Annotated in this window: 25 protein-coding genes; all 25 read left to right on the top strand. The window is 64.0% G+C overall.

Features of this window, described 5'->3' with window-relative positions:
- The first annotated feature begins 6 nt into the window (after positions 1–6).
- Positions 7–1,143, top strand: coding sequence for a PepSY-associated TM helix domain-containing protein (locus tag ACNJX8_RS19885; protein WP_439361741.1), 1,137 nt, complete (start codon positions 7–9; stop codon positions 1,141–1,143).
- Between the two features lie 442 nt (positions 1,144–1,585).
- Positions 1,586–1,951, top strand: coding sequence for an NADH-quinone oxidoreductase subunit A (locus tag ACNJX8_RS19890; RefSeq protein ID WP_091886001.1), 366 nt, complete (start codon positions 1,586–1,588; stop codon positions 1,949–1,951).
- A complete protein-coding gene (locus ACNJX8_RS19895) occupies positions 1,942–2,532 on the top strand; it encodes a NuoB/complex I 20 kDa subunit family protein (protein ID WP_164935041.1) in 591 nt (196 codons plus the stop codon). Before ACNJX8_RS19890 ends, ACNJX8_RS19895 begins: the two co-directional genes overlap by 10 nt.
- Before the next feature lie 11 nt (positions 2,533–2,543).
- Entirely contained in the window at positions 2,544–3,155 is a 612-nt protein-coding gene (locus tag ACNJX8_RS19900) for an NADH-quinone oxidoreductase subunit C (RefSeq protein WP_091885996.1), read from the top strand.
- Between the two features lie 2 nt (positions 3,156–3,157).
- Complete coding sequence (locus ACNJX8_RS19905; RefSeq protein WP_128946169.1) at positions 3,158–4,354, top strand: NADH-quinone oxidoreductase subunit D; 1,197 nt, start codon at positions 3,158–3,160, stop codon at positions 4,352–4,354.
- Positions 4,354–5,331, top strand: a complete 978-nt coding sequence (locus ACNJX8_RS19910; RefSeq protein WP_164935040.1) for an FkbM family methyltransferase — start codon at positions 4,354–4,356, stop codon at positions 5,329–5,331. The genes ACNJX8_RS19905 and ACNJX8_RS19910 overlap by 1 nt, the downstream gene beginning before the upstream one ends.
- Positions 5,332–5,343: 12 nt before the next feature.
- Positions 5,344–5,955, top strand: coding sequence for an NADH-quinone oxidoreductase subunit NuoE (gene nuoE / locus ACNJX8_RS19915; protein WP_091885987.1), 612 nt, complete (start codon positions 5,344–5,346; stop codon positions 5,953–5,955).
- The gene (locus ACNJX8_RS19920) at positions 5,955–6,161 is read left to right on the top strand and encodes a hypothetical protein (protein ID WP_128933445.1); all 207 of its coding nucleotides are present in this window, start codon (positions 5,955–5,957) and stop codon (positions 6,159–6,161) included. The genes nuoE and ACNJX8_RS19920 overlap by 1 nt, the downstream gene beginning before the upstream one ends.
- A gap of 15 nt (positions 6,162–6,176) precedes the next feature.
- Positions 6,177–7,502: an NADH-quinone oxidoreductase subunit NuoF gene (nuoF, locus tag ACNJX8_RS19925; protein WP_439361742.1), complete on the top strand. Its 1,326-nt coding sequence runs from the start codon at positions 6,177–6,179 to the stop codon at positions 7,500–7,502.
- A gap of 5 nt (positions 7,503–7,507) precedes the next feature.
- Positions 7,508–9,583, top strand: coding sequence for an NADH-quinone oxidoreductase subunit NuoG (gene nuoG, locus ACNJX8_RS19930; protein ID WP_439361743.1), 2,076 nt, complete (start codon positions 7,508–7,510; stop codon positions 9,581–9,583).
- A gap of 10 nt (positions 9,584–9,593) precedes the next feature.
- Positions 9,594–10,661, top strand: a complete 1,068-nt coding sequence (gene nuoH / locus ACNJX8_RS19935; protein WP_091885977.1) for an NADH-quinone oxidoreductase subunit NuoH — start codon at positions 9,594–9,596, stop codon at positions 10,659–10,661.
- Between the two features lie 8 nt (positions 10,662–10,669).
- On the top strand, positions 10,670–11,164 hold the full coding sequence (gene nuoI, locus ACNJX8_RS19940) for an NADH-quinone oxidoreductase subunit NuoI (protein ID WP_210342510.1): 495 nt from the start codon (positions 10,670–10,672) through the stop codon (positions 11,162–11,164).
- A 9-nt stretch (positions 11,165–11,173) separates the two neighbouring features.
- Positions 11,174–11,812 (top strand): NADH-quinone oxidoreductase subunit J, encoded by a 639-nt coding sequence (locus tag ACNJX8_RS19945; RefSeq protein ID WP_128933448.1) that lies wholly within the window; start codon positions 11,174–11,176, stop codon positions 11,810–11,812.
- Positions 11,809–12,117, top strand: coding sequence for an NADH-quinone oxidoreductase subunit NuoK (gene nuoK / locus ACNJX8_RS19950; RefSeq protein ID WP_008547737.1), 309 nt, complete (start codon positions 11,809–11,811; stop codon positions 12,115–12,117). The genes ACNJX8_RS19945 and nuoK overlap by 4 nt, the downstream gene beginning before the upstream one ends.
- 8 nt (positions 12,118–12,125) lie before the next feature.
- Positions 12,126–14,213, top strand: coding sequence for an NADH-quinone oxidoreductase subunit L (gene nuoL, locus ACNJX8_RS19955; protein ID WP_128933449.1), 2,088 nt, complete (start codon positions 12,126–12,128; stop codon positions 14,211–14,213).
- Entirely contained in the window at positions 14,214–15,719 is a 1,506-nt protein-coding gene (locus ACNJX8_RS19960; RefSeq protein ID WP_091885968.1) for an NADH-quinone oxidoreductase subunit M, read from the top strand.
- Positions 15,720–15,741: 22 nt separating this feature from the next.
- Positions 15,742–17,178 (top strand): NADH-quinone oxidoreductase subunit NuoN, encoded by a 1,437-nt coding sequence (gene nuoN, locus ACNJX8_RS19965; RefSeq protein ID WP_128933450.1) that lies wholly within the window; start codon positions 15,742–15,744, stop codon positions 17,176–17,178.
- A 1-nt stretch (position 17,179) separates the two neighbouring features.
- On the top strand, positions 17,180–17,986 hold the full coding sequence (locus tag ACNJX8_RS19970) for a biotin--[acetyl-CoA-carboxylase] ligase (protein ID WP_439361744.1): 807 nt from the start codon (positions 17,180–17,182) through the stop codon (positions 17,984–17,986).
- Positions 17,986–19,656 carry a ribonuclease J gene (locus tag ACNJX8_RS19975; protein WP_439361745.1) on the top strand — a complete coding sequence of 557 codons (1,671 nt, stop codon included), beginning with the start codon at positions 17,986–17,988 and terminating at the stop codon, positions 19,654–19,656. Before ACNJX8_RS19970 ends, ACNJX8_RS19975 begins: the two co-directional genes overlap by 1 nt.
- Positions 19,657–19,698: 42 nt before the next feature.
- Positions 19,699–20,103 carry a methylmalonyl-CoA epimerase gene (mce, locus tag ACNJX8_RS19980; RefSeq protein ID WP_011087668.1) on the top strand — a complete coding sequence of 135 codons (405 nt, stop codon included), beginning with the start codon at positions 19,699–19,701 and terminating at the stop codon, positions 20,101–20,103.
- 10 nt (positions 20,104–20,113) lie between these two features.
- Positions 20,114–20,389, top strand: a complete 276-nt coding sequence (locus tag ACNJX8_RS19985) for a DUF1467 family protein (protein ID WP_128933453.1) — start codon at positions 20,114–20,116, stop codon at positions 20,387–20,389.
- Positions 20,390–20,424: 35 nt separating this feature from the next.
- Entirely contained in the window at positions 20,425–20,772 is a 348-nt protein-coding gene (locus ACNJX8_RS19990) for a hypothetical protein (protein ID WP_128933454.1), read from the top strand.
- A 120-nt stretch (positions 20,773–20,892) separates the two neighbouring features.
- Positions 20,893–22,179: an S-methyl-5-thioribose kinase gene (mtnK, locus tag ACNJX8_RS19995; protein ID WP_439361746.1), complete on the top strand. Its 1,287-nt coding sequence runs from the start codon at positions 20,893–20,895 to the stop codon at positions 22,177–22,179.
- Positions 22,180–22,435: 256 nt separating this feature from the next.
- Positions 22,436–22,621, top strand: coding sequence for a hypothetical protein (locus ACNJX8_RS20000; RefSeq protein WP_439361747.1), 186 nt, complete (start codon positions 22,436–22,438; stop codon positions 22,619–22,621).
- Positions 22,622–22,661: 40 nt separating this feature from the next.
- On the top strand, positions 22,662–24,251 hold the full coding sequence (locus ACNJX8_RS20005) for an ABC transporter substrate-binding protein (protein WP_439361748.1): 1,590 nt from the start codon (positions 22,662–22,664) through the stop codon (positions 24,249–24,251).
- The last annotated feature ends 34 nt before the right edge of the window (positions 24,252–24,285 follow it).

The following is a 24,285-nucleotide window of genomic DNA, read 5'->3' on the forward strand; positions in this document are numbered from 1 at the left end:
GCTGTCGTGAGGGCGCGCACGGTCAGGCTCTGGTCCGTGGTTCACACCTGGACCAGCCTGATCTCGACCGTGTTCCTGCTGCTGCTCTGCCTCACCGGCCTGCCGCTGGTGTTCCACCACGAGATCGATGAGCTCCTGGGCTACGCCCCCCAGCCCGAAGCTCATGCGGGCGCGGCGCGCGCGACGCCGCAAGCCGTCGCCGAGGCCGCGCTCGCCGCCGATCCCGGCCGGGTGATGCAATATATCTCCTGGGACAAGGACGAGCCCGGGATCGTGATGGCCTTCACCAACAGCGCTCCTGACGGGGTTCCCGACAATGCGACGGTACGAGCGTTCGACGCCGTCTCGGCCAAGCTGCTCGGGCCTGTCGGGGTCGGGCCGATGCTGATCGTGCTCAAGCTGCACACCGACATGTTCGCCGGCCAGGCCGGAAAACTGTTCCTCGGTGCGATGGGGTTCTTGTTCGCCGTCGCCATCGTCTCGGGCGTGGTGCTGTATTGGCCGTTCACCCGCCGCCTGCGCTTTGCCACCATCCGCGATCATGCCTCCCGTCGCGTGCGCTGGCTCGACTGGCACAACCTGATCGGCGTGGTGACGGTGGCCTGGGCGCTGGTGGTCGGGCTGACCGGCGTCGTCAACACCTGGGCCGAGCTGATGCTGAACCAGTGGAAGGCGACCGAGCTCGCCAGCATGGTCGCACCCTATGCCGGCAAGCCGCCGCCAGCGCATCTGGCCTCACTCGATGATGTCGTCGCGCGCGCGAAGCGGGCGGCTCCCGGCATGGAGATCGCCTTCATCGCGTTTCCGGGCACGCCGTTCACGTCCTCGCATCATTTCGCTGCCTTCATGCGGGGCGATACGGCGCTGACGGCGCGGCTGCTCAAGCCTGTCCTGCTGGACGGCGAAAGCGGGGAGGTCGCCGACAGCCGGGCGCTGCCGCTCTATCTGCAGGCGCTCTTGATCTCGCAGCCGCTGCATTTCGGCGACTACGGCGGCATGCCGCTCAAGGTGATCTGGGCCGCGCTCGACGTGCTCACGATCGTCGTGATCGGCAGCGGCCTCTATCTCTGGCTGGCGCGGCGGCGGAAGCGGTCCTCCGCCCGCGCCGACGCATTCGCCAGACGAGTTCCGGTCCCGTCGTGATGCATGGCTCGCCCGACCGCTCGCGGCTGTGGATACGTGTCTTTGCTGCACCTATCCTGCTGGCGGCCGCCACCATCACCGGCTTGCTGGCCGCGTTGCTTTGGGGCGAGGCCGGCCAATATGTCGCCTGGGTGACGGTGGGAGCGCCTGTCCTGGTTGTAGTCTGGACTTTGCTGCGCCCCAGCCTAGATAAAGTGCGCCTTCCCAACCGAGGACGTCACGGCCGAGCGCGCGTGGACTGATCGGGATCGCCCTTGCTGGGGCAGCTGTTCTGCTCCATACCAGCGCGGGGTGATTCCGGGATTTCCACCGTTCTGGGAGCGGCAAAGGGCCTGAAAAGAGCGTGTCTTGCGCCCATTGGTGCACTGCGCTAAGGCTCAGAATAATTCCAAATCGGACGAATCCGTGGCTGTCCCGAGGCTGCGGGAAAAAGGGCTCGTCGATGAGCGGCATTCTAGAGAACTATCTTCCACTCGTTGTCTTTATAGGGGTCGCGGGCCTCATCGGCCTCGTGCTGCTGATCGCGCCCTTCATCGTGGCGTTCCAGCAGCCGGACCCGGAAAAACTGTCGGCATATGAGTGCGGTTTCAACGCCTTCGACGACGCCCGCATGAAGTTCGACGTCCGCTTCTACCTGGTCGCCATCCTCTTCATCATCTTCGACCTCGAGGTGGCGTTCCTGTTTCCGTGGGCGGTGGCGTTCGGCAAGCTTGGCGCGACCGGCTTCTGGTCCATGGTGGTGTTCCTCGCCGTGCTGACGGTCGGGTTCGCCTATGAATGGAAAAAAGGGGCACTCGAATGGGATTGAACCCTCCTACTCAGTCCTTGGCTCCGGTCGTCGCGCCGGCCCCCAAGGGCATCCTGGATCCGTCAACCGGCAAGCCGGTCGGGGCCAATGATCCGTTCTTCCTGGAGGTCAAGCACGAACTGTCCGACAAGGGCTTCTTCGTCGCGGCCACCGATGATCTCATCACCTGGGCGCGCACCGGCTCCTTGATGTGGATGACCTTTGGTCTCGCCTGCTGCGCGGTCGAGATGATGCAGGTCTCGATGCCGCGCTACGACGTCGAGCGCTTCGGCTTCGCGCCGCGTGCCTCGCCGCGCCAGTCCGACGTCATGATCGTCGCGGGCACCCTGACCAACAAGATGGCACCGGCGCTGCGCAAGGTCTACGACCAGATGCCCGAGCCGCGCTACGTCATCTCGATGGGCTCCTGCGCCAATGGCGGGGGCTACTATCATTATTCCTACTCGGTCGTGCGCGGCTGCGACCGCATCGTGCCGATCGACATCTATGTGCCGGGCTGCCCGCCTACGGCGGAAGCGCTGCTCTACGGCGTGCTGCTGCTGCAGAAGAAGATCCGCCGCACCGGCACCATCGAACGCTAAGGTTTTACGTCATGGACGACGCCAAGCTCGACGCCCTTGGGCAGACGATCGTTAGCGCGCTTCCGGGCGCCGCTACCGGTCACTCGGTGGCCTTCAACCAGCTCACGGTGGACGTCGAGGCCGCCAAGATCGTCGAGGTGGTCAAGTACCTGCGCGACGATCCGAACTGCCGCTTCGTCAACATCACCGACATCACGGCGGTGGACTATCCGGATCGCGAGAAGCGTTTCGACGTGATCTATCACTTCCTGTCCCCGACGCTGAACACGCGGATCCGGCTCAAGGCCCAGGCCGACGAGACCACGCAGGTGCCGTCGCTGATCGACGAATTCCCCGGCGCCGATTGGTTCGAGCGCGAGGCCTACGACCTCTACGGCGTGTTCTTCGTCGGCCATCCCGACATGCGCCGCATCCTCACCGATTACGGTTTCGAGGGCCATCCGCTGCGCAAGGATTTCCCGCTGACCGGTTTCGTCGAGGTCCGCTACGACGACCAGGAGAAGCGGGTGGTGTACGAGCCTGTCAGGCTCAACCAGGAGTTCCGCAAGTTCGATTTCCTCTCGCCATGGGAAGGAGCGGACTATCCGTTGCCGGGGGATGAAAAAGCGGGGCCGAAGAGCTGATCATGAACGAGCAACCGCAGAATCTCCGTAACTTCACCATCAATTTCGGCCCGCAGCATCCGGCGGCGCACGGCGTGTTGCGGCTGGTGCTGGAGCTCGACGGCGAAGTCGTCGAGCGCGTCGATCCGCATATCGGCCTGCTTCACCGCGGCACCGAAAAGCTGATCGAACAGAAGACCTATCTCCAGGCGATTCCCTATTTCGACCGGCTCGACTACGTCGCGCCGATGAACCAGGAGCATGCCTTCTGCTTAGCTGCCGAAAAGCTGCTCGGCATCGAGGTGCCGCGCCGCGGCCAGCTCATCCGCGTGCTCTATTGCGAGATCGGCCGCATCCTGTCGCATCTGCTCAACGTCACCACGCAGGCGATGGACGTCGGCGCGCTGACGCCGCCGCTGTGGGGTTTCGAAGAGCGCGAGAAGCTGATGGTGTTCTACGAGCGCGCTTCGGGCAGCCGCATGCATGCGGCCTTCTTCCGCGTCGGCGGCGTGCATCAGGACCTGCCGCAGAAGCTGGTCGACGACATCGAGGCTTGGTGCGACCCGTTCCTGAAGGTGGTCGACGACCTCGACCGTCTGCTCACCGCCAACCGCATCTTCAAGCAGCGCAACGTCGACATCGGCGTCGTGTCGCTCAAGGAGGCCTGGCAGTGGGGTTTCTCGGGCGTGATGGTGCGCGGCTCGGGCGCGGCCTGGGACCTGCGAAAGTCGCAGCCTTATGAGTGCTACGCCGAGATGGATTTCGACATCCCGATCGGCAAGAACGGCGACTGCTACGACCGCTATCTGATCCGCATGGAAGAGATGCGCCAGTCCGTGCGCATCATGAAGCAGTGCATCCAGAAGCTGAACGCGCCCGAGGGCAAGGGCCCGGTCGTCGTCGCCGACAACAAGGTCGCGCCGCCGCGCCGTGGCGAGATGAAGCGCTCGATGGAAGCGCTGATCCACCACTTCAAGCTCTACACCGAGGGCGTCCACGTGCCGGCCGGCGAAGTCTACGCCGCGGTCGAGGCGCCCAAGGGCGAGTTCGGCGTCTACCTGGTCTCCGACGGCACCAACAAGCCCTACAAGTGCAAGATCCGCGCGCCGGGCTTTGCCCATCTCCAGGCCATGGACCACGTCTGCCGCGGCCATCTGCTCGCCGACGTCTCGGCGATCCTCGGCTCGCTCGACATCGTGTTCGGAGAGGTCGATCGGTGATGGCGCAGGCGCCAATCCAGTTTGACCGTGCCTCGGGGGCCCTTGAAGGGGCCAACCTGTGGGAGCGGACGGCTGCCTTGGCGCTGGTGACGGGATCGAAGATCTCCTCGCACTTCTCGCATATGGGCTACATCGCCTGCGCCAATTTGCTGGCGAAGACGCTGCCCAAGCGCAACATCGCGATCAGGCTCAATCCCGACGCCGTGTTCGAGTTCCCCTACGGCGACGGCTATTGGAGCAAGCTGCTCAACCGCTCCTACAATTACGAAGACGAGCTCGAGCTGCTGTTTTCCGACTCCGTCGACGTCGACTACACGCTGCTCGATTGCGGCGCCAATTACGGCTACTGGTCGGTGCTGGTGTCGAGCAGGCCGTTCGGTTCGCACAAGGCGATCGCGATCGAGCCGTCGGGCCAGAACTATCCGAAGCTCGCCAACAATGCCCGCATCAACGAGGGCCGCTTCGAGACGATGAAATGCGCGATCGGTGCATCGCGCGGCACCGCGCGCTTGTCCGGCACCAAGCATGAAGCCTTCAGCATCGCCGGCGATCCCTCAGTGGGCGGCGAGGAGGTGCCTGTCATCGCGCTCGACAACCTGATCGACGATGGCAAGGTTGCCTCCAGCGGCAAGTATCTGATCAAGCTCGACGTCGAGGGCGTCGAGATCGAGGCGATCAAGGGCGGAGCGCGGCTGCTCCAGGCCGATAGCGTCATCATGTGCGAGGAGCACGGCAGCGACCGCTCTCATGCGGTGTCGCGCTACATTCTCGAGCAGACCCCGCTGAAGCTGATCGTGTTCGATCCGCGCAGCAACCGGATGGAGACCGTGACCGAGCTGTCGATCCTCGACCGCATCAAGGTCTCGACCCACGTCGGCTACAACGTTTTCGGCACCGCAAGCGCATTCTGGCAGGACAGGATCGATGCCCTGAATGCCAAGAATCTGAATGCCAAGTCCGCGCGCCGCATGCAGTGAGAGATTGAAGAGATGTCCGTTCGCCGACTAGCACCGAAGGAAGTCCAGCCCGCGAGCTTTGCGTTCACGGAGGAGAACCTCGCATTCGCGCGGCAGCAGATCGCGAAATATCCGGCCGGACGCCAGGCCTCCGCTGTCATCGCCATCCTCTGGCGCGCGCAGGAGCAGAACGAGGGTTGGGTGTCGGAAGCTGCGATCCGCGTCATCGCCGACATGCTCGATATGCCCTATATCCGCGTGCTGGAAGTTGCGACCTTCTACACGATGTTCCAGCTCGCCCCCGTCGGCAAGAAGGCCCACGTCCAGGTCTGCGGCACCACGCCGTGCCGCCTGCGCGGCGCCGAGGATCTGATCCACGTCTGCGAGCACCGCATCCATCACGAACCCTTCCATCTGTCCAAGGACGGCAATTTCAGCTGGGAGGAGGTGGAGTGCCTGGGCGCCTGCGTGAACGCGCCGATGGTGCTGATCGGCAAGGACACCTATGAGGACCTGACCAAGGAGAGCTTTGGCAAGGTGCTCGACGGTTTTGCATCGGGCAATCCGCCCAAGCCCGGCCCGCAGAACGGCCGCCAGTTCTCGGCGCCGATCACCGGGCCGACCACGCTGAAGGAGATCACCTGATGCGTGATCTCTCGTCACCTTCAGTGCAGGGGAGCGGTGCCATGAAGAAGTGGGGCTTCATCGCGATGCACGCCGCCGTGGCGGCCACGTTCATTTTCCTGCTGCAGCGTTTCAGCCTGAACGCGTCGCTGGAAACCAGTCTGCTCTGGGCGCTGACCTTTGCCGTCTGCGCCGCCGGACTTGCCTACAGGCAGTCCAATCGTTGATCGGAAAGCACTGATATGCTCGAGGACAAGGACCGCATCTTCAAAAACCTCTACGGCCTCCACGATTGGGGGCTCGAGGGTGCGCGGCGCCGCGGCGCCTGGGATGGCACCAAGGCCATCATCGACAAGGGCCGCGACTGGATCATCAACGAGATGAAGGCGTCGGGCCTGCGCGGCCGCGGCGGCGCAGGCTTCCCGACCGGCCTGAAATGGTCGTTCATGCCGAAGGAATCGACCGACGGCCGGCCGAGCTACCTCGTCGTCAATGCCGACGAATCCGAGCCCGGCACCTGCAAGGACCGCGAGATCATGCGGCACGATCCGCATCTCCTGGTCGAGGGCTGCCTGATCGCGAGCTTCGCGATGAACGCGCATGCCTGCTACATCTACGTCCGCGGTGAATTCATCCGCGAGCGCGAGCGCCTTCAGGCCGCGATCGACCAGGCCTATGAGGCCAAGCTGATCGGCAAGGACAACGTCAACGGCTGGCCGTTCGACCTTTACGTCGCCCACGGCGCCGGCGCCTATATCTGCGGCGAAGAGACCGCGCTGCTCGAAAGCCTCGAAGGCAAGAAGGGCCAGCCGCGGCTGAAGCCGCCATTCCCGGCCAATGTCGGCCTGTTCGGCTGCCCGACCACCGTCAACAACGTCGAGTCCATCGCGGTTGCGCCGGACATCCTGCGCCGTGGCGCGGCGTGGTTCGCCGGCATTGGCCGTCCGAACAATGTCGGCACCAAACTCTTCTGCATCTCCGGCCATGTCGAGCGGCCCTGCAACGTCGAAGAGGCCATGGGCATCCCGTTCCGTGAACTGATCGACAAGCATTGCGGTGGCATCCGCGGCGGCTGGGACAACCTCAAGGCGGTGATCCCGGGCGGCTCCTCCGTGCGCATGGTGCCGGCCGAGCAGGTCATCGACACGCCGATGGATTTCGACAGCTTGAGCAAGCTGCGCTCGGGCCTCGGCACCGCGGCCGTCATCGTAATGGACAAGTCGACCGACCTGATCCGTGCGATCGCCCGCATCTCCTATTTCTACAAGCATGAGAGCTGCGGACAGTGCACGCCGTGCCGCGAGGGCACGGGGTGGATGTGGCGCGTGCTCACCCGCATGGCCGAAGGCCGCGCCCACAAGCGCGAGATCGACATGCTGCTTGAAGTGACGAAACAGGTCGAAGGCCACACCATCTGCGCGCTCGGCGATGCGGCGGCCTGGCCGATCCAGGGCCTGATCGCCCATTTCCGTCACGAGATCGAAGCGCGCATCGACCAGTATTCGCACAGGGCCGATATCGACGATATCGGCGTCCGCGATCCCGTGAACATGGTCGCGGCGGAGTAGGATAAATGACAAAGCTCATCATCGACGGCAAAGAGATCGATGTGCCCGCCGAGTACACGCTGCTCCAGGCGTGCGAGGCCGCGGGCGCCGAAATTCCGCGCTTCTGCTATCACGAGCGGCTGTCGATCGCCGGCAATTGCCGGATGTGCCTCGTCGAAGTGAAGGGCGGCCCGAAGCCTGTCGCAAGCTGCGCCTGGGGCGTGCGCGACTGCCGTCCGGGCCCCAAGGGCGAGCCGCCGGAGATCTCCACGCGTTCGCCGATGGTGAAGAAGGCGCGCGAAGGCGTGATGGAATTCCTTCTCATCAACCATCCGCTGGACTGCCCGATCTGCGACCAGGGTGGCGAGTGCGACCTGCAGGACCAGGCGATGGGCTACGGTGTCGACACCAGCCGCTTCGCCGAGAACAAGCGCGCGGTCGAGGACAAATATCTCGGCGCGCTGGTCAAGACCTCGATGAACCGCTGCATCCAGTGCACGCGCTGCGTCCGCTTCTCGGCGGAAGTCGCCGGCGCGCCCGAGATGGGTGCGACCGGCCGCGGCGAGGACATGGAGATCACGACCTATCTCGAGCACGCGCTGACGTCGGAATTGCAGGGCAATCTCGTCGATATCTGCCCGGTCGGCGCGCTGACCTCGAAGCCTTATGCGTTTGCGGCGCGCCCCTGGGAGCTCGGCAAGACCCAGTCGATCGACGTGATGGATGGCCTGGGATCGGCGATCCGCGTCGACACGCGCGGCCGTGAGGTGATGCGTGTGTTGCCGCGCATCAATGAGGCCGTGAACGAGGAATGGATCTCCGACAAGACCCGCCACATCGTCGACGGCCTGCGCACCCAGCGCCTCGACCGGCCCTATATCCGCGAAGCCGGCAAGCTGCGTGCGGCGAGCTGGCCCGAGGCCTTCGCCGCGATCGCGGCCAAGGCGGCGCGCACCGACGGCAAGCGCATCGGTGCGATCGCCGGTGACCTCGCCGGTGTCGAGGAGATGTTCGCGCTGAAGGACCTGCTCGCCAAATATGGCTCGGGCAATCTGGCGGTGCAGGGCGGCGACGCCTTCGACCCCGCGCTCGGCCGCGGCTCCTACATCTTCAACCCGACGCTGGTAGGCGTGGAGCAGGCCGACGCGCTGCTCATCATTGGCGCCAATCCGCGCAACGAGGCGGCCGTGTTCAACGCCCGCATCCGCAAGCGCTGGCGCGCTGGCGGCTTCAAGATCGGTGTGATCGGCGCCAAGGTCGACCTGACCTACGATTATGACCATCTCGGCGCGGGCACCGAGACGCTCGGCGAGCTCGCGGCGGGCAAGCACTCCTTCATGGAGGTGCTGAAGAACGCCAAGCACCCGATCATCCTGGTCGGCGCGGGCGCGGCCTCGCGTCACGACGGTGCCGCCATCCTTGCCGCAAGTGCCAAGCTCGCGCTCGATGTCGGTGCGGTGAAGGAGGGTTGGAACGGTTTTGGCGTGCTGCACGAGACCGCCTCGCGCGTCGGCGCGCTCGACATCGGCTTCTCCGCCAGCGCGGGTGGGCTGAACGCGGCCCAGATGACGACGTTCGGAACGCTGGACCTGTTGTTCCTGTTAGGGGCCGATGAGATCAAGGCGCCGGATGGCACCTTCGTCGTCTATATCGGTACCCATGGTGACCGCGGCGCGCACCGCGCCGACGTGATCCTGCCGGCGGCCGCCTACACCGAGAAGTCCGCAATCTACGTCAATACCGAAGGCCGCGTGCAGATGACCGGCCGTGCCGCGTTCCCGCCGGGCGAAGCCCGCGAGGACTGGGCGATCATCCGCGCGCTGTCGGAAGCGCTCGGTAAGAAGCTCGGCTATGACTCGCTTGCTGCCCTGCGTCAGGCGATCTTCAAGGCCGTGCCGCATCTGATCCGTCTCGACCAGATCGAGGCCGGCGCCGCCGACCAGATCAAGAAGCTGGCGGGGAAGGGCGGCTCGCCGGAGAAGGCGCCGTTCAAGCCTCTGGTCGAGGACTTCTACCTGACCAACCCAATCGCGCGTGCGTCCGCCGTGATGGCGGAATGCTCGCGCCTCGCCTCCGGGCACATGCTGACCGCAGCGGAGTGAGCGTGATCTGATGGAATTCTTCGAAAGCGCATTCTGGACCGGGTTCCTCTGGCCGCTGATCATCATGGTCGCGGAGAGCGTCCTGGTGCTTGTCGTCCTCTTGGTCGCGATCGCCTACATCCTGCTCGCCGACCGCAAGATCTGGGCGGCGGTGCAGATCCGGCGCGGCCCGAACGTGGTCGGCCCCTGGGGCCTGCTGCAGTCCTTCGCGGACTTGCTTAAGTTCGTGCTGAAGGAGCCGATCATCCCGGCCGGCGCCAACAAGGGCGTGTTCCTGCTGGCGCCGCTGGTGTCCTGCGTGCTCGCGCTCGCCGCCTGGGCGGTGATCCCGACCAATCTCGGCTGGGTGATCTCCGACATCAATGTCGGCATCCTCTTCATCTTCGCTATCTCGTCGCTGTCGATCTACGGCATCATCATGGCCGGCTGGTCGTCGAACTCGAAATACCCGTTCCTGGCCGCGTTGCGCTCGGCGGCGCAGATGGTGTCCTACGAAGTCTCGATCGGCTTCGTCATCATCACGGTGCTGCTCTGCGCCGGCACGCTGAACCTCACTGCCGTGGTCGAGGCCCAGCATGCGCGCGGTCTTGCCAGCCTGATCGGGCTGCCGCAGCTCACCATCCTGAACTGGTACGTCTGGCCGCTGTTCCCGATGTTCGTGGTGTTCTACGTCTCGGCACTGGCGGAAACCAACCGTCCGCCGTTCGATCTCGTGGAGGCCGAATCCGAGCTCGTCGCCGGCTTCATGGTCGAATACGGCTCGACGCCGTACCTCTTGTTCATGCTCGGCGAGTATGTCGCGATCGTCACGATGTGCGCGTTGGCGACGATCCTGTTCCTCGGAGGCTGGCTGCCGCCGGTCGACCTGCCGCCCTTCAACTGGGTGCCGGGGATCATCTGGTTCTCGCTGAAACTGTTCTTCATGTTCTTCCTGTTCGCGATGGCCAAGGCGATCGTGCCGCGCTACCGCTACGACCAATTGATGCGCCTCGGCTGGAAGGTGTTCCTGCCGATCTCGCTGGCGATGGTGATCGTGGTGGCCGGTGTGCTGCATTTCGCCGGCATCGCGCCGAAGTGAGGTCCGCCATGGGTATCAACGTCAACGCCACTGCACGCTCGCTTCTGCTGTCGGAATTCGTCTCGGCGTTCTTCCTCGCCATGCGCTATTTCTTCCAGCCGAAGCCGACCATCAACTATCCGTTCGAGAAGAACCCGATCTCGCCGCGCTTCCGCGGCGAGCATGCCCTGCGCCGCTATCCGAACGGCGAAGAGCGCTGCATCGCCTGCAAGCTGTGCGAGGCCATCTGCCCGGCGCAGGCCATCACCATCGAGGCCGGCCCGCGCCGCAACGACGGCACCCGCCGTACCGTGCGCTACGACATCGACATGGTGAAATGCATCTATTGCGGCCTCTGCCAGGAGGCCTGTCCGGTTGACGCCATTGTCGAAGGCCCGAACTTCGAGTTCGCGACCGAGACCCGCGAGGAACTCTATTATGACAAGGCCAAGCTGCTCGCCAACGGCGACCGCTGGGAACGCGAGATCGCGAAAGCGATCGAGCTCGACGCGCCGTACCGGTGAGGTGAGGGCATGATCCTTCCCGCGCTGTTCTTCTACCTGTTCGCCGGCGTCTGCGTCGCTTCGGCCGTGATGGTGATTGTCTCGCGCAATCCCGTGCACTCCGTGCTGTACCTGATCCTGGCCTTCGTCAACGCCTCCGGCCTGTTCGTGCTGATGGGCGCCGAATTCCTGGCGATGATCCTGATCGTCGTCTATGTCGGCGCGGTCGCGGTGCTGTTCCTGTTCGTGATCATGATGCTCGACGTCGACTTCCTCGAGCTGCGCGAGGGCTTCATCGAGTACCTGCCGGTTGGGCTGGTGATCGGCGGCATCTTCATGTTCGAGCTGCTGCTCACCGTCGGCTTCTGGGTCATCAACCCCGGCGTCTCCAAGACCATCACGGCGGCGATCCCGGCCAATGTCAGCAACACCGAAGCACTCGGCCTCGTGCTCTATACGAAGTACATCCACTACTTCCAGCTCGCGGGCATGGTGCTGTTGGTCGCCATGATCGGCGCCATCGTGCTGACGCTGCGCCACAAGGCGAGCGTGAAGCGGCAGGATATCAACGTGCAGAACGCGCGCACGCCGGAAATGGCGATGGCGATGCGCAAGGTGGCGTCAGGGCAGGGGCTCTCGGATGCCGATGCGGCGGAGTGGGTGAAATGACGATCGGGCTCGGACACTATCTGGCGGTCGGCGCGATCCTGTTCACGCTCGGGATCCTCGGCATCTTCCTGAACCGCAAGAACATCATCGTCATCCTGATGTCGATCGAGCTGATCCTGCTCTCGGTCAACATCAACCTCGTGGCGTTCTCGACCTTCCTCGGCGACATCGTCGGCCAGGTCTTCGCTCTCTTGGTGCTGACGGTCGCCGCCGCCGAAGCCGCGATCGGTCTCGCCATCCTGGTGGTCTATTTCCGCAACCGCGGCTCGATCGCGGTTGAGGACGTCAATCTGATGAAGGGCTGAGCTCAGTCATGGTTCAGGCAATTGTCTTTCTGCCTCTGCTGGGCGCTATTCTCGCCGGCCTGATCTCGCTGGTCGGCGCGCATGCCCGCAATCCCTCAGGCGACACGGTCGAGCATCACGACGAGGCGCACGGTAATGGTGCGAATAACGGTCATGTCTCCGCTGCCTCCATCAAGGAGGAGGGGAGCGTCATTCATGAGACCCATGACGAGCCGGGCGACCACGAGCCGCCAGCGGCTGGTTCTCGCGCGGCCGAGCTGATCACGACGGGACTGCTGTTCGTGTCGGCGGCGCTGTCCTGGTTCACGCTGGTTGACGTCGGCTTCATGCATCACGACGCGCGGATCCAGCTGCTGCCCTGGATCTTCTCCGGCGACCTCCAGGTCTGGTGGACGCTGCGCGTGGACACGCTCACGGCCGTGATGCTGGTGGTGGTGACGACGGTTTCCTCGCTCGTGCACCTCTATTCCATCGGCTACATGGATCAGGACCCGAACCGGCCGCGCTTCTTCGGCTATCTGTCGCTGTTCACCTTCGCGATGCTGATGCTGGTCACCGCGGACAACCTCGTGCAGCTGTTCTTCGGGTGGGAAGGCGTGGGTCTCGCCAGCTACCTCCTGATCGGCTTCTGGTACCAGAGGCCGTCGGCGAATGCGGCGGCGATCAAGGCCTTCGTGGTCAACCGCGTCGGCGATTTCGGCTTCGCGCTCGGCATCTTCGCGATCTTCATGCTGGCCGGCTCGACCGATTTCGAGACCATCTTCCATGCCGCGCCTGGCCTCACCGGCAAGACCATCAACTTCCTCGGCTGGCACGCCGACGCGCTGACCCTGACCTGTCTCCTCCTGTTCATGGGCGCGATGGGCAAGTCGGCGCAGTTCCTGCTGCACACCTGGTTGCCGGACGCGATGGAAGGCCCGACCCCGGTCTCCGCGCTGATCCACGCCGCGACCATGGTCACCGCCGGCGTGTTCATGGTGGCGCGGCTGTCGCCGCTGTTCGAACTCGCCCCTAACGCGCAGGCCGTCGTGATGTTCTTTGGCGCGACCACGGCGTTCTTCGCGGCGACCATCGGCCTCGTCCAGAACGACATCAAGCGCATCGTCGCCTATTCGACCTGTTCGCAGCTCGGCTACATGTTCGTGGCAATGGGGGCAGGGGCCTATTCGGTCGGCATGTTCCACCTGTTCACGCACGCCTTCTTCAAGGCGCTGCTGTTCTTGGGCTCCGGCTCGGTGATCTACGCGATGCACCACGAGCAGGACATCCGCCATATGGGCGGCCTCTGGCGCAAGATCCCTTATACCTACGCGGTGATGGTGGTCGGCACGCTGGCCCTGACCGGCTTCCCGCTCACCGCCGGCTACTTCTCCAAGGACGCGATCATCGAGTCCGCCTACGCCGCGCACAATCCGTTCGCGGTCTACGGCTTCCTGATGACGGTCATCGCCGCCGGCCTGACCTCGTTCTACTCCTGGCGCCTGATCTTCAAGACCTTCCATGGCGAGCCGCATGACGAGCATCACTACGAGGCCGCACACGAGGCCCCGATCTGGATGCTGATCCCGATCGGCGTGCTCGCGGTCGGCTCGTTCGTCGCGGGCCTTCCGTTCAAGGAGCTGTTCGCCGGTCACGGCATCGAGGAGTTCTTCCGCGAATCCGTGAAGATGAACCCGCACATCATCGAGGAGATGCACCACATCCCCGAGACCATCGCCTTCCTGCCGACGGTGATGATGGTGCTGGGCTTCCTGGTGTCGTACCTGTTCTACATCCGCCGGCCGTATCTGCCGGTCGAGCTGGCGAAGACGCAGCCGATGCTGTACCAGTTCCTGCTGAACAAGTGGTACTTCGACGAACTCTACGACGTCATCTTCGTCCGTCCGGCGAAGTGGATCGGCTATCAGCTCTGGAAGAAGGGCGACGGCTTCATCATCGACGGGCTCGGTCCCGACGGCGTCTCGGCGCGCGTGCTGGACGTCACCCGTAACGTCGTGAAGATCCAGACCGGCTATCTCTATCACTACGCATTCGCCATGCTGATCGGCGTCGCCGGCCTGATCACCTGGTTCATGTTCGGCTTTGGAGGCCAGTAAATGACAACCTGGCCCATTCTTTCCGTCACCACCTTCCTGCCGCTGGTCGGGACGCTGATCGTCTATCTCAGCCGCGGCGACGACGAGGCCGCGCAGCGCAACTCGCGCTGGATCGCGCTGTGGACCACGCTGATCACCTTCGCGGTGTCACTGATCCTGGTAGCGCGCTTCGATTCCTCGACCGCCGACTTCCAGTTCGTCGAGAAGGCGAACTGGCTCGCCACCGGCATCACCTACCACATGGGCGTGGACGGCATTTCGCTGCCCTTCGTGATCCTGACCACCGCCTTGATGCCGTTCTGCATCATCGCGAGCTGGAAGGTTACGAGCCGGGTGCGCGAATACATGATGGCGTTCCTGATCCTGGAAACGCTGATGGTCGGCACCTTCTCGGCGCTCGACCTCGTGCTGTTCTACCTGTTCTTCGAGGGCGGCCTGATCCCGATGTTCCTGATCATCGGCGTGTGGGGCGGTCCGCGCCGGGTCTATGCCTCGTTCAAGTTCTTCCTCTACACGCTGCTCGGCTCGGTCCTGATGCTGCTCGCCATCATGGCGCTGTACTGGAACGGCAACACCACCGACATTCCGACCCTGATGCACACGGCCGTGCCGCGGTCCTTGCAGACCTGGGCGTGGCTGGCCTTCTTCGCCTCCTTCGCGGTGAAGATGCCGATGTGGCCGGTGCACACCTGGCTCCCGGACGCACACGTCGAAGCGCCGACCGCCGGCTCGGTGATCCTGGCGGCGATCCTCCTGAAGATGGGCGGCTACGGCTTCCTGCGCTTCTCGCTGCCGATGTTCCCGCTGGCCTCGCATGACTTCGCGCCGCTGATCTTCACCCTGTCCACCATCGCCATCATCTACACCTCGCTGGTGGCGATGATGCAGGAGGACATGAAGAAGCTGATCGCGTACTCCTCGGTCGCGCATATGGGCTTCGTCACCATGGGCATTTTCGCCGGCACCATGCAGGGTGTCGCCGGCGGCGTGTTCCAGATGATCTCGCACGGCATCGTCTCCGGCGCGCTGTTCCTCTGCGTCGGCATCGTCTACGACCGCATGCACACCCGCGAGATCGCGGCCTATGGCGGCATCGTCAACCGGATGCCGCTCTACGCCATGACCTTCATGGTCTTCACCATGGCCAATGTCGGCCTGCCGGGTACCTCCGGCTTCGTCGGCGAGTTCATGACGCTGCTCGGTACCTTCAAGACCTCGATCCCGACCGCGTTCTTCGCCACATCAGGCGTCATCCTGTCGGCGTGCTATGCGCTCTGGCTATACCGCAAGGTCGTGTTCGGATCCTTGGTAAAGCCGTCGCTGATGACCATCAAGGACCTCACCTTCCGGGAGTGCCTGACGCTGTTCCCGCTGATCGCGCTGACGATCCTGTTCGGCGTCTATCCGCAGCCGGTGCTCGACATGTCGGCCGCCTCGGTCCAGCAACTCGTCAACAATTACAACACCGCTGTGACGGCCGTGAAGGCCGCCGCACTGCTCCAGTGAGCGGGCAGGTCAGGACATCGCCATGAGCTTTGAGACTGCAGGATATCAACTGGCGCCGGTGCTGCCCGAGCTCTTGCTCGCGGTCGGCGCGATGGCGCTTCTGATGCTGGGAGCCTATCGCGGGCAGGAGACGACCAAGACCGTCACCTCGCTGGCGGTGGTGCTGCTGATCGTGGTCGGCGCGCTCGTCTACATGCAGCCCGCGGGCAAGCAGGTCACCTTCGGTGGCAGCTTCATTGTCGACGATTTCGCCCGCTTCATGAAGATCCTGGCCCTGATCGGCTCGGCAGTGACACTGGTGCTGTCGACCGAGTTCCTGTCCGACCCGTCGCGGCGGATCTTCGAATATTCGATCCTGGTGCTGCTCTCGACGCTCGGCATGATGGTGCTGATCTCGGCCGGCGATCTGATCTCGCTCTATCTCGGCCTCGAATTGATGTCGCTGGCGCTCTACGTCGTGGCGGCCTCGAACCGGGACAATGCCAAGTCGAACGAGGCGGGCCTGAAGTACTTCGTGCTGGGCGCGCTGTCCTCGGGCATGCTGCTGTACGGCGCCTCGCTGATCTACGGCTTCACCGGCACCGTCAGCTTCACCGGCATCGCTACCGCCGCGACATCAGCGAATGTCGGCCTGGTGTTCGGCCTCGTCTTCCTGCTTGCCGGCCTCTGCTTCAAGATCTCGGTGGTACCGTTCCACATGTGGACGCCCGACGTCTATGAGGGCGCGCCGACGCCGGTCACGGCCTTCTTCGCCTCTGCGCCGAAGGTCGCCGCGCTCGCCGTCTTCACCCGCGCGACGCTGACCGCATTCCCCGGCATCGTGCCGCAGTGGCAGCAGATCCTGGTGTTCGTGTCGATCGCCTCGATGGCGCTCGGCGCCTTCGCGGCAATCGGCCAGAGCAACATTAAGCGCCTGATGGCCTATTCCTCGATCGGCCATATGGGTTTTGCCCTGGTCGGGCTTGCCTCCGGCACCGTCGAGGGTGCGCAGGGCGTACTGATGTACATCGTGATCTATGTGACGATGACGCTCGGCGCGTTCTCGGTCATCCTCGCCATGAAACGCAACGGCCAGGCGGTCGAGCAGATCAGCGATTTCGCCGGTCTGTCGCGGACCAATCCGCTGCTTGCCTTCTTTTTCGCGATGCTGCTGTTCTCGCTCGCGGGCGTTCCGCCGCTCGCCGGCTTCTTTGCCAAGTGGTACGTCTTCGTCGCCGCGATCAAGGCCAACCTGTTCACGCTCGCCGTCATCGGCGTGCTGACCAGCGTGGTGGGCGCCTACTACTATCTCGCCGTCGTCAAGACGATGTATTTCGACGAACCGGCCGGCCAGGTCGATCCGGTGCGCGTTGAGGTGCGGACGGTTCTGGCGGTCGCGGGTCTGTTCAACATCCTGTTTGCGCTGTTCGCAGGCCCGGTGGTGAGCGTGGCCTCCGCAGCGGCAAAGTCGCTGTTCTAGGATGGGGTTCGCGCTCGGTCCTCGCGCACAGGCCGCGGGCTTCAAGCTCGCGGCTTTTGAACGGACCGGCTCGACCAATACCGACGCGATCGAGCACGCCCGCGCCGGCGAACGCGGCCCGATGTGGTTCGTGACGTCCGAGCAGACTGCCGGCCGCGGCCGGCGCCAGCGCGCCTGGATCGCGCCACCGGGCAATCTCGCAGCCAGCATCCTCGAAGTCATGGACGTAGCCCCGGCGGTCGCCGCGACGCTCGGCTTTGCCGCCGGGCTGGCGGAAGAGGCCGCGCTGGAGAAGGTCAGCCTGGAGGCTGCGCTCCGCCTCGGCGAGGGCCGTCCCCGCTACGCCCTGAAATGGCCGAACGATGTGCTTGCCGGCGGCAAGAAGCTCGTCGGCATTGCGCTCGAGGCCGAGGCCATTGGCGATCGTCTTGCCGTCGTCGTCGGCATCGGAACCAATGTCGTCGCAGCGCCGGAGGGCACGCCGACGCCGGCGGTCTCGCTCGCCGCCCTCGGCGTCCAGATCAGCGCGGAGGATTTGTTTGCGGCGCTGTCCGACGCCTGGGTCGAGTTCCGCGGCATCTGGGACAACGGCCGCGGCTTTGCAGAGATCCGAAAGCTCTGGCTGGAGCGCGCCGCCGGCCTCGGCGAGAAGGTCGCAATCCACACGGGAACGATGACGCTGGAAGGCATTTTTGACACCATCGACGACACAGGCTGTCTGATCGTCCGCACCGCGGAAGGGCGGCGGGTGCCGGTCGCGGCGGGCGAGGTGTTCTTCGGCCCGGCCGCCTCCGTGGGAGCTGCGTGATGGCGAGGCCCGACGAACTGGTGTTTGCGCCGCTCGGCGGCGTCGGCGAGATCGGCATGAACCTGTCGATTTACGGCCTCGGCAACCGCCACCAGCGCGCCTGGCTCGCGGTCGATCTCGGCGTCTCCTTCGGTGACGAGGAGCATCTTCCAGGTATCGACCTGATCATGCCGGACATCTCTTTCCTGGAGAAGGAACGCAAGAACCTGATGGGCCTGGTGCTCACCCATGCCCACGAGGACCATTTCGGCGCCATCATCGATCTCTGGCCGAAGCTGCAATGCCCGATCTACGCGACCAAGTTCAGCGCGGCGCTGTTCGAGGCCAAATGCGCCGCCGAGCGCGGTGCGCCCAACATTCCGGTGACGGTGGTCCCGTCCGGGGGGCGCGTCGATGTCGGGCCGTTCAACGTCGAGTTCATCCCGGTCGCGCATTCGATTCCGGAAGCGCATGCGCTGGCGATCCACACCGAAGCCGGCACGGTGCTGCACACCGGCGACTGGAAGATCGACCCGACTCCGACGCTGGGGGCCCCGACTGACGAGAGGCGCCTGCGCGAGCTGGGCGAGCAGGGCGTGCTCGCCTTGATCGGCGATTCCACCAACGCGGTGCGCGACGGCCGCTCGCCGTCGGAGGCCGAGGTCGCCCGGACCATCATTGATCTCGTGAAGGCCGCCAAGGGCCGCGTCGCCGTCACGACCTTCGCCTCCAACGTCGCCCGCATCAAGGCGGTGGCCGAGGCTGCGAAAGCCGCCGACCGCGAGGTCGTCGTGGTCGGCCGCGCGATGGAGCGCGTGGTGCAGGTCGCGCGCGAGACCGGTTATCTCGACGGCGTGCAGAGTTTCCGCTCGCCCGAGGTCTACGGCCATCTGCCGCAGGACAAGGTGCTGGCGCTGTGCACCGGCAGCCAGGGCGAGCCGCGCGCGGCGCTGGCGCGCATCGCCAATGACGACCATCCCGAGATCACGCTCAATCGCGGCGACAGCGTCATCTTCTCCTCGCGCACCATTCCCGGCAACGAGAAGGCCGTCGGCTCGATCATCAACAATCTGGTGCTCCAGGGTGTCGAGATCATCACCGACCGCGACCATCTGGTCCACGTCTCCGGCCACCCGCGCCGCGACGAGCTGCGCGATCTGATTTCCTGGGTGAAGCCGCAGCTTCTGATCCCCGTCCATGGCGAGGCCCTGCACCTGCACGAGCACGCAAAACTCGCGCGCGCCGCCGGCGTGCCGCGCGTGCTGGTCTGCCGCAACGGCGATCTCGTCAAGCTCGGTCCCGGCGATCCCGGCATCGTCGGCGAGGTGCCGTCGGGCCGTCTCTACAAGGACGGCATGATCCTGGAGGACGCAAAATCCCGCGCGGTGGTCGAACGCCGCCGCATGGCGTTCTCCGGCTGCGCCTTCGTCGCCATCGCCATGACGGAGCAGGGCGAGCTCGCCGACGATCCCGAGGTCGATCTCGTCGGTATCCCCGACAAGAACAGGGCGGGTGAGGCCTTCGACGACATCGTCTTCGATGCCGTTGTCTCCACCATCGAAGGCTTGCCGCGGCCCCGCCGCCGCGATCCGGATGCGCTGGCCGAGTCAGTGCGACGCGCTGTCCGGGCCGTGATCAACGAACATTGGGGCAAAAAGCCCCCCTGTCTGGTACACGTGCTGACAGTGTAGACTAGGCGTGGTCTCCGGATCACGCTGTGAGGGAGAAGAAACATGCTGGGTCGGCTCAATCATGTCGCGATCGCGACCAAGGACGCCGTCAAGGCTGCAAAGATCTATGGCGCCGCGTTCGGAGCGCAGATTTCGGAAGCCGTGGCGCTGCCCGAGCATGGCGTCACCACCGTGTTCGCGACGCTGCCCAACACCAAGATCGAGTTCATCGAGCCGCTCGGCGAAGCCTCGCCGATCGCAAAGTTCCTCGAGCGCAATGCCGACGGCGGCATCCACCACGTCTGCTACGAGGTCGTCGACATCATCGCCTCGCGCGACACGCTGGTGAAGGAGGGCGCGCGCGTGCTCGGCGACGGCGTGCCCAAGATCGGCGCCCACGGCAAGCCGGTGCTGTTCCTGCACCCCAAGGATTTTTCCGGCGCTCTGGTCGAGATCGAGCAGGCATAAGGCCGCCCCCATGGCCATCCAGATCTCAACGGCGATCGCGATCTACTTCGTCATCTGGTGGATCGCGCTGTTCCTGACGCTGCCGTTCGGCGTGCGCAGCCAGCACGAGGACGGCGTCGGCGCGCCCGGCACCGACCCCGGCGCGCCGATCCTGACGCGGATGGGGCGCAAGCTGATCTGGACCACGATCATCTCGGCGATCATCTACGGCCTCGGCATGGCCGCTTATCACGCCGGCTATCTCTCGATCGAACGCCTGTCGAAGATGATGGGAATGCCGTTCTAGACGTTTTTTGCTGATTATTGTTTTGGGGGGAACGAATGACTTTTCAGCGCATCGTCATCGCGCTTCTGGTGCTGATCGTCGCCGGCCTTGGCGCGATCGGCTACGTCGAATGGAAGATGGCGGTGCAGGTGCGCACCCTGAAGGCATTCGTCGAGGGCTACGTCTTCAACGAGGCGGTGATGGCCTGCGAGCAGGCCAAGAGCTCGACGCCGTTCAAATGGAACGGCGGCAAGAGCACCTCGGTGATCGGCCTGAACTCGGTCAAGCTGGACAAATACACCGTCAGTGCCAGCTACACGCTGGTGGCGGACAGCGTCTATTGTGATTACGATCCGATCAAAAGAAAGGCCGGGATCGGCTCGAGCTTCCTGGAGCGGGAGTAACGATCCGGCCATGTCAAGAGCATGATCCGGAAAAGTGCGAAGCGGTTTTCCGAGAAGATCATGCTCAAATAATAATCTAAAGCGCGATCTCATCGCGCTTTAGCATGGGATGGGATCGTCATGGCGCAGGAGCAGGGGGACTACCGGATTCTGCATGAGGGTGCCTTGCGGGATTATCTCGCAGGCCTGCCTGAAATCGCCGCACTCCTTGGCGGTGAGCCACTATCCTGGGCGATCACCGAAGTCGGCGACGGCAATCTCAATCTCGTCTTCATCGTCAAAGGTGGGCGCGGCGGCATCGCGGTGAAGCAGGCACTGCCCTATGTCCGCCTCGTCGGCGAGAGCTGGCCGCTGCCGCTGTCGCGGGCCCATTACGAATATCTGGCGTTGTCGACGCAGGCCCAGCTCGCACCCGGCCTTGTGCCAGCGCTGTTGCATCACAACGAAGCCTTGGCGCTGACGGTGATGGAGCTGCTCGAGCCCCACATCATCATGCGCAAGGGGCTGGTTGCGGCAACGCAATATCAGCGCTTTGTCGACGACATCAGCACCTTCATGGCGCGGACGTTGTTCTTCACCTCCGATCTCTCGCTTCCCGCGGCCGAGAAGAAGCAGGGCATCGCCGCCTTCGCCGGCAATCACGCGCTGTGCAAGATCACCGAGGACCTGATCTTCACCGATCCCTACCGCATCGCCGAACAGAACCGCTGGACCGCGCCTTACCTCGATGGCTTGGCCGCGAGCCTGCGCGACGACATGGACATGCATGTCGCGATCTCCCGGCTAAAGCTGAAGTTCATGGCAAGCCCCGAGGCGCTGATCCACGGCGACCTCCACACCGGCTCGATCATGGTCACGGAGAGCGAGACGCGGGTGATCGACCCGGAATTCGCGTTTTACGGCCCGATGGGATTCGACGTCGGCGCCGTGCTGGCCAACCTGCTGATGTCCTATTTCGCCTCCGCCGGCCACGAGCGCTCGCCGGCCGAGCGGGCCGCATTCGAGGGCTGGGTGCTGGAGACCGTCGAGCAGGTCTGGAACGAATTCGCGCGAAAATTCCTCGACCTCTGGCGGTCGGAGGCCAGCGGCGATGCCTATCCGGTCTCACTCTTTGCCGGCGAGAGGGGTGTCGCACGTCTTGAGGCCGAGCGGCAGGCCTACATGCAGCGCCTGTTCACTGATACGGTCGGCTTCGCAGCCGCAAAAACCATCCGCCGCATCTTCGGTCTCGCTCACAACATCGACTTCGAGCTGATCGAGGACCCACGGAGGCGAGCAGTTAGCGAGGCGCGTGCCGTCCGTCTGGCAAGGGCGATGATGGTGGAGGCGGCGGCGTTTCGGACGATCGCTGACGTCACCGGCGCCGCGCGTAAATTGCGGGATTGGACGCCGGAATTGTCAAACTGAGGACCTCGCGAGAGCACTCCGTCATTGCGACCAACGGGTTCGCGCGAAGCGCGGCCCGATGACAGGCTCCGCGAAGCAATCCAGAGTCCCTCTCCGGAAAGACTCTGGATTGCTTCGTCGCAAGGGCTCCTCGCAATGACGGTGGAGAGAGCTGCGCTCGCAATGACGGGGAGGGGTTGTCGCGGGACGTCAACAAAGCCGCACCGGGAGCAGGACGGTGTGCGCGATCCCTCGGGCTCAGATAACGATCCTGAGCTTGGTCGCGTTGATCGCGAAGAATGTTCACTGGTTCGGGTCGCTCGATGACGCATCGCGTCAATTGGCGGCTTGCATCGCCCGGGGGATACAACCTGAGACCGAGCTCTCCGTCGAAGGGCTGCTATCCGGAACCGGCATCGGTTGTCACCAAAAACGAAGCTTGCTTTCGACCGGCGACGAATGATCAAATCCCTGATCGGAATACCTGCGTTGTTGGGGGACACATGATGTTCAGGATGATTGCGGTCGTCGCTGGTTTGGGTCTGGCGCTGGTCACCACGGCAGAGGCCCAGACCCCGCGCAAGGGCGGAACCATCCGCATGACCGCGCCCTATGGCTCGAGCTTCTCCAGTCTGGACATTCATACGACGCAGCGCGCCCAGGACGAGATCTACGCCAAGGCCCTGCATCGGTCGCTCTACATCTGGAATTCCGCGGAAGGCAAGCCGGTCCTGGAGCTTGCCAAGGAGGACGTGGTCTCGGGCGGAGGCCTGGTTCACACCTTCAAGCTGCGAGACGATGCCTATTTTCACAACGGCCGCAAGATGACGGCTGACGACGTCATCTGGTCGTACAATCGCATCATGGACGGCACCAAGGCCTATCCCGGCGCGCGTTTCGTCCGGGTGATCGAGGGCGCGGCCGCAGTGGAGAAGGGCCAGGCCAAGGAGATCTCCGGCCTGAAGAAGATCGACGACTTTACCGTTGAGATGAAGCTGACCGAGAAGGTCGATCCGGGCTTCTATTTCTTCAACGCGCTGACCTCGATCTATCCCGCAGACGAAGGTGCAAAGGAAAGCTTCATCCAGAAGCCGATCGGCCTCGGCCCGTTCAAGTTCGTCGAGCACGTGCCGGGATCGCGCATCGTCCTGGAACGTTGGGACCGGTTCTACAAGCCCGGCAAGCCCTATGCCGACAAGCTCATCGTGTCGGTCATGGGCGAGGCCGCGGCCCGCGATGTCGCCTTCCGCAACAAGGAGATCGACACCTCGGTGCTCGGGCCTGCACAATATGTCGCCTATCAGACCGACCCTGACCTCAAGGGCACCATCGTCGAAGTCGCCGAGGTCTTCACGCGTCACATGGGGATGAATCCGGCATTCAAGCCGTTTGCCGACAAGCGCGTCCGGCAGGCGATCAACCACGCGATCGATACTGACCTGATCATCAAAAAGCTGGTCAAAGGCAAGGCCTATCGCGCCACCAGCTGGCTGCCTCTGACCTCGCCAATCTACGACAAGACAATGAAGCCCTACGCCTTCGATCCCGCGAAAGCAAAGCAGCTGCTTGCGGAGGCCGGCTATCCCACGGGCTTCGAATTCGAATGGACGACCAGTCAGAATGAAAGCTGGGGTCTGCCGATCGTCGAGGCCATCATCCCGATGCTGGACCGCGTGGGCATCAAGGTGAAGGTCAAGCAGGTCGAGACCGCGGTGCTGGCGGAGGTCATTAAGAAAGGCGACTTCCAGGCCTATGTCTATTCCATGGCGACAGGGCCGGATCCTCAGGCGGCGCTGAAATGCTTCTACTCGTCGACGCCGCAATCAGCCTGCAATTACACCTCCTTCAAGAACGCGGATTTCGACAAGTTAATCGACGAAGCCGGGCAGACCGACGACGCTGCAAAACGCGACCAATTGCTGCAGAAGGCCAATGCGCTGCTCTATGAAGAGGCACCGGTCTGGTTCTTCAACTACAACAAGGCGGTCATGGCGGTGCAGCCGTGGCTGAAGGGGATTCAGTTGAATGCGACGGAACTGACCCATCAAAACGTCGAGGACCTCTGGGTGGACGAGTCGTCGCCCGCCAAGTGACACGCGCTCTCACCCTCCCTCCATCGTAGCAAGC

Origin of the sequence: Bradyrhizobium sp. SPXBL-04 (assembly GCF_051853035.1) — a bacterium.
Classification (GTDB): Bacteria; Pseudomonadota; Alphaproteobacteria; order Rhizobiales; family Xanthobacteraceae; genus Bradyrhizobium; species Bradyrhizobium zhanjiangense.